Raw genomic sequence first — 5,368 nt, forward strand, 5'->3', positions numbered from 1 at the left:
GGGAGGGGGCGGGGCGGTCAGCCGGCGGCGGCCAGTCGGGCCCGGCGGGCGTCGCGCTTGTCCTCGAACCGGGCGGCGGCGCGCTCCAGGTCGTCGAGCTGGCGGGCCAGCTCGTCGCGGGCGGCCTCACCGTCGCCGTCCAGGCCGGTGACGTTCCAGACGTCCCACTGCCGCAGCACCGGCACCAGCACCTCGTCCCGGTGCTGGCGCAGGTCGTAGATGCCGGCGAGCGCGATCGCCACCGACTTGCGGGCGAAGCCCTCGATCCCGTTGCCGGGCATCTGGAAGTCGGCCACCACGTCCGCCACCGCCCGCATCGCCTGGCTGGGCGCCAGCTCGAAGGCGGCGGCCAGCAGGTTGCGGTAGAAGACCATGTGCAGGTTCTCGTCCGCGGCGACCCGGGCCAGCAGCGCCTCGCACACCGGGTCGCCGGTGGCCCGGCCGGTGTTGCGGTGCGAGATCCGGGTGGCCAGCTCCTGGAACGACACGTACGCCAGCGAGTGCAGCACCTCGTCGTCGTGTGCGTTGACGTAGCCCGCCGACATGTGCGCCATCCGGGCCCGCTCCAGGGCGACCGGGTCGACCGCCCGGGTCACCGTCAGGTAGTCCCGGATCGCCGTGCCGTGCCGCCCCTCCTCGGCCGTCCACCGGTGCACCCAGGTGCCCCAGGCGCCGTCCCGGCCGAACAGGGTGGCGATCTCGTGGTGGTACGAGGGCAGGTTGTCCTCGGTGAGCAGGTTGACGATCAGCGCGGTCCGGGCCACCTCGGGGACTGTCGAGTCGGCCGCGGACCACGGCTCGCCGCCCAGCGGGCCGTCGAAGGTGCGTCCCTCGCTCCACGGCACGTACTCGTGCGGGAACCACTCCTTCGCCAGCGAGAGGTGCCGGTCGAGGTTGCGCTCGACCACCGGCTCCAGCTCGACGAGCAGCGCGGTCTGGCTCAGTGCGGTCACAAGGATCTCCCTACGGTGGCGTAACTTACGCCACCGTAGGTCCGATCGTCCGTCCGCGCCAGTCCCGTCCCAGCCGGACCGCCGGCGAGTCAGCCCACCAGCGGCTTCAGGTCCACCTCCGGAGGCATCCAGACACCGGCCTCGGCGGGCACCTGCGCACCGGAGCGGATGTCCTTCACCTCGTCCTGCTCGGCCCCGGGGAACCAGACGTACGGGATGCCACGCCGCTCGGCGTGGCGGATCTGCTTGCCGAACTTCGCCGCACTCGGCGACACCTCGGTGGGCACCCCCCGCGACCGCAGCGCTTCGGCCACCCGGTTGCTCGCCCCGCGCTGCTCCTCGCTGGTCACCGCCACCAGGACGCAGGTCGGCACGTCCCGCGAGACGGTCAGCGCCCCGGCGCCGAAGAGCAGGCCGAGCAGCCGGGTCACCCCGATCGAGATGCCCACCCCGGGGAACCGGACGGTGCCGGCGCTGGCCAGGTTGTCGTACCGGCCGCCGGAGCAGATCGAGCCGAACCGCTCGTAGCCGACCAGCTGCGTCTCGTAGACCGTGCCGGTGTAGTAGTCCAGACCGCGGGCGATCCGCAGGTCGGCCACGCAGAGCCCGGGGGCGTGCTCGCCGGCGGTCTCCACCACCCGGACGAGTTCCTCGATGCCCTCGTCGAGCAGCGGGTCGGTCACCCCGAGGGCGCGCACCGCGTCGGCGAAGGAGGCGTCCGGCGCGGAGATCTCGGCCAGCGCCAGGGCGGCCTTCGCCTGCGCCTCGCTCGCCCCGGCGGTCTCGGCCAGCAGTTCGGCGACCTTCGCCGGGCCGAGCTTGTCGAGCTTGTCGACCGCGCGCAGCGCCGCCTCCGGGTCGGTGATCCCCACCCCCCGGTAGAAGCCTTCGCAGATCTTGCGGTTGTTGACCTGGATGCGCACCGGCGGGATCGGCAGCGAGCGCAGCGCGTCGCCGACCACCAGCGGCATCTCCGCCTCGTGGTGCGGCGCGAGGGTGTCCCGGTCGACGATGTCGATGTCGGCCTGGAGGAACTCGCGGTAGCGCCCCTCCTGCGGCCGCTCCCCCCGCCACACCTTCTGGATCTGGTAGCGGCGGAACGGGAACTGCAGCTTGCCGGCGTTCTCCAGCACGTACCGGGCGAACGGCACCGTCAGGTCGAAGTGCAGGCCGAGCGAGTCGTCACCGGCCGGGCCCTCGGCGTCGGCCTGCAACCGGCGGATCACGTAGACCTCCTTGGAGGTCTCCCCCTTGCGCAGCAACTGCTCCAGCGGCTCCACCGCGCGGGTCTCCAGCGGGGCGAAGCCGTACAGCTCGAAGGTGCTGCGGATCCGGTCCAGCACGTACTGCTCGATCATCCGCTGCGGCGGCGACCACTCCGGGAAGCCGGAGATGGGCGTGGGCTTACTCATGCGTACTCCTTGGCGATCCGCGCGGCGCGCGGTCAGGTCGTGGGCCCGCGCGCGGCGCGGGCGGGGGTCACCAGCCTCGGCTGGGAGCGGCCGGTCGCGCGCCGTCGGCGCCCGCCACCTCGATGAGGTACGGGTTGCTCGCGCGCTCGCGGCCGATGGTGGTCGCGGGGCCGTGGCCGGGCAGGACGACGGTGTCGTCGGCCAGCGGGAGGATCTTGCTCCGCAGGCTGGCGAGCATCGTCGGCAGGTCGCCACCCGGCAGGTCGGTGCGGCCGATGGAGCCGGCGAACAGCACGTCCCCGGAGAGGCAGACCTCGTCCGCCTCCCACGGCGAGCCGGCGCCCGGCAACCGGAACAGCACCGACCCGCCGGTATGGCCCGGTGCGTGGTCGACGGTGATCTTCAGCCCGGCGAGGTCGAGGGTGAGCCCGTCGGTCAGCTCGGCGACGTCCTCCGGCTCGGCGTAGGGCAGCCGCCCGCCGAACAGCGCGGTGAGGTCGGTGGAGAGCCCCTTGGCCGGGTCGGCGAGCATCTCCCGGTCGTCCGGGTGCACGTACGCGGTGACGCCGCGGGCGCCGCACACCGGCGCGACCGAGAAGGTGTGGTCCAGGTGGCCGTGGGTGAGCAGCACGGCGGCCGGGTGCAGGCGGTGCTCGGCAAGCAGCGCGTCGAGCCGGTCGAGCACCCCGATCCCGGGGTCGACCACCACGCACTGTTCCCCGGGCGCGGCGGCGACCACGTAGCAGTTGGTGCCGAAGGCGTCCGCGGGAAAGCCGGCCACCAGCACTGGCGATCCCCTTCCGTCGAGCTGTGCGTCCCTGTGAGCAGCCTAACCGGCGGCGCGAGTCGGTTCTGCGCATCCGCCCCGCCCGCCCCGTACGGCACAGTGATGCGCTCCGATAAGCGCAGCCTGGACCTCGTACACCACATTCCCAGCCGGTAGCCGTACACTCTGGCGGGCGTGTGGCGCGGCGCACGTGCCGCCCGACGGGGCGCGGGCCGTCCGTCCGCCGGTGACGACCAGGGTAGAGGAAGGGGAGCGCGGGTGGCTTCCAGCAGGGACCGGCAGCGCAAACTGGCGCGGGCCAAGCTCGACCGGCAGTTGGCCCGCCGGGCCGCCCGGGCCCGGCGCCGCCGGCAGATCCAGGCCGGGGTGGGCGCCGCCGTCGTCCTGCTGCTGATCGTGGCCGGCACAGCCTGGGCGCTGGGCGCATTCGACGACGACGGGAAGCAGAACACCGCCGCCGAGGAGATCTGCCTCTGGACCCCGCAGGACGCCACGGCCAACACCAACCTCAAGGACGTGGGCACCCCGGCGACCACCGGCCTGCCCACCGACGGCGTCCGGGCGATGACGATCACCACCAACCAGGGCGCGCCGATCACGGTCGAACTCGACCTGGCCACCGCGCCGTGCGGCGGGGCCAGCATGGCGCACCTGGCCAGCCGGTCGTTCTACGACAACACCAAGTGCCACGAGATCACCGCCGAGGGCGCGCTGCGCTGCGGTGACCCCAGCGGCACCGGTCTGGGCGGGCCGACCTACTCCTTCTACAACGAGAACGTGCCCGCCGCCCCGTCCGCGTCCCCGTCGGCCAGCCCCGCGCCGGACCAGCCCCCGGCGTACCCGAAGGGCACGGTCGCGATGATCGCCAACCCGCCGGGCGCCAACGGCAGCCAGTTCCTGATCTTCTTCAAGGACTACCAGACCACCGACCCGAAGTTCCCGATCATCGGCCGGGTCACCGGTGGGATCGACGTGGTGGAGAAGATCGGTGCCCTGGAGACCGTGGACAATGGGAGCGGAGCCAAGGTCAAGCCGAAGACCGACGTGGTGATCCAGAGCCTCACCGTGGGCGAGCCGGTGGCTCAGGCCACGGCGGCGCCGACACCGACGTCCTCGGCGACCGGCGCTCCGTCGGCCAGCCCGAGCGCCGGCTGACCCGGCCCCAACCACTCAGCGGCACCGGCCGCCCCCGACATAGTCCAGGAGGATCCAGGCGTGACGTCCACCAGAGAGCGGCAGCGCGCGGCGGCCCGCGCCCGGCTCGAGAAGGAGATGGCCGAGCGCGCGGCGAGGGCCCGCAAGCGCCGGCAGACGCAGGCGATCGTGGGGGCCGCGGCGGCTCTGCTGCTGGTGGTCGCCGGGACGGTCTGGCTCGCCACCAGCCTGGGTGACGACGACAAGACCGACAACACCGCGGCGCCGGAGGCCGGCTTCGTCCAGTGCGCCTTCACCGAGGTCCCCGCCGACCAGCGGACCAAGCAGATCAAGGACGTCGGGCTGCCGGGGGCGCAGCAGTCGAACACCGGCGTGCAGACCATGACGATCGACACCAACCTGGGCCCGATCACCGCCAAGATCGACCGGGCCGCGGTGCCCTGCACGGCGGGCAGCTTCACCCACCTGGCCGAGAAGAACTTCTTCGACAACAGCAAGTGCCACCGGCTGGTGACCGAGGGCATCAAGGTGCTCCAGTGCGGTGACCCGAGCGCGACCGGCAAGGGCTGGCGGGAGACCGACGGCACCGGTGGTCCGAGCTACCGGCTCGTCGAGGAGAACCTGCCGACCGACAAGCGGCCGCCGTACCCGGAGGGCGTCATCGCCATGGCCAACTCCGGCCAGCCGGGCAGCACGGGCAGCCAGTTCTTCATCGTCTACGGCGACTCGCCGCTGGACCCGAACTACACGGTGCTCGGCACCATCACCGGTGGCATGGACATCGTCAAGCAGGTCGCGGCGGCCGGCGACGACAAGGCGTTCGCCCAGCAGGCCGGCGGTGGTCACCCGAAAAAGGAGATCACCATCAACAAGCTCACCATGAGCGCCCCCCAGGGCTGACCTGCCCACCCCGCACGACGAAGCGCCCGCCGGCCCCACCGGCGGGCGCTTCGTCGTCCTCCACCCCAGCGCGGCACCAGCACCCGCACCCGCACCCGCCTCGCACCATGATCGTCTGATCGAGAGCAGGGCACCGGGAGCCGGTTCGCCCTGCTGCCGAA

Annotated in this window: 5 protein-coding genes; 2 read left to right on the forward strand and 3 right to left on the reverse strand. The window is 72.6% G+C overall.

Annotated elements, in window-relative coordinates; genetic code table 11:
- Positions 1-17 precede the first annotated feature (17 nt).
- The 3 genes from DLJ47_RS32885 to DLJ47_RS32895 form a co-directional block, all read right to left on the reverse strand.
- On the reverse strand, positions 18-953 hold the full coding sequence (locus tag DLJ47_RS32885; RefSeq protein WP_109905929.1) for an acyl-ACP desaturase: 936 nt from the start codon (positions 951-953) through the stop codon (positions 18-20).
- Positions 954-1,042: 89 nt separating this feature from the next.
- Positions 1,043-2,365, reverse strand: coding sequence for a histidine--tRNA ligase (gene hisS, locus DLJ47_RS32890; RefSeq protein WP_109905931.1), 1,323 nt, complete (start codon positions 2,363-2,365; stop codon positions 1,043-1,045).
- A 67-nt stretch (positions 2,366-2,432) separates the two neighbouring features.
- The gene (locus tag DLJ47_RS32895; RefSeq protein ID WP_109905933.1) at positions 2,433-3,152 is read right to left on the reverse strand and encodes an MBL fold metallo-hydrolase; all 720 of its coding nucleotides are present in this window, start codon (positions 3,150-3,152) and stop codon (positions 2,433-2,435) included.
- A 258-nt stretch (positions 3,153-3,410) separates the two neighbouring features.
- On the opposite strand from DLJ47_RS32895, the gene DLJ47_RS32900 reads away from it, so the two are divergent.
- Entirely contained in the window at positions 3,411-4,307 is an 897-nt protein-coding gene (locus DLJ47_RS32900; protein ID WP_109905935.1) for a peptidylprolyl isomerase, read from the forward strand.
- 60 nt (positions 4,308-4,367) lie between these two features.
- A complete protein-coding gene (locus tag DLJ47_RS32905; protein ID WP_109905937.1) occupies positions 4,368-5,207 on the forward strand; it encodes a peptidylprolyl isomerase in 840 nt (279 codons plus the stop codon).
- The last annotated feature ends 161 nt before the right edge of the window (positions 5,208-5,368 follow it).

This window comes from Micromonospora sp. S4605 (genome assembly GCF_003176715.1).
Classification (GTDB): Bacteria; Actinomycetota; Actinomycetes; order Mycobacteriales; family Micromonosporaceae; genus Micromonospora; species Micromonospora echinaurantiaca.

Bases quoted from the DNA above. Each gene is read 5' to 3' on its own strand.
- hisS (WP_109905931.1), bottom strand. From the start codon at position 2,365: ATGAGTAAGCCCACGCCCATCTCCGGCTTCCCGGAGTGGTCGCCGCCG.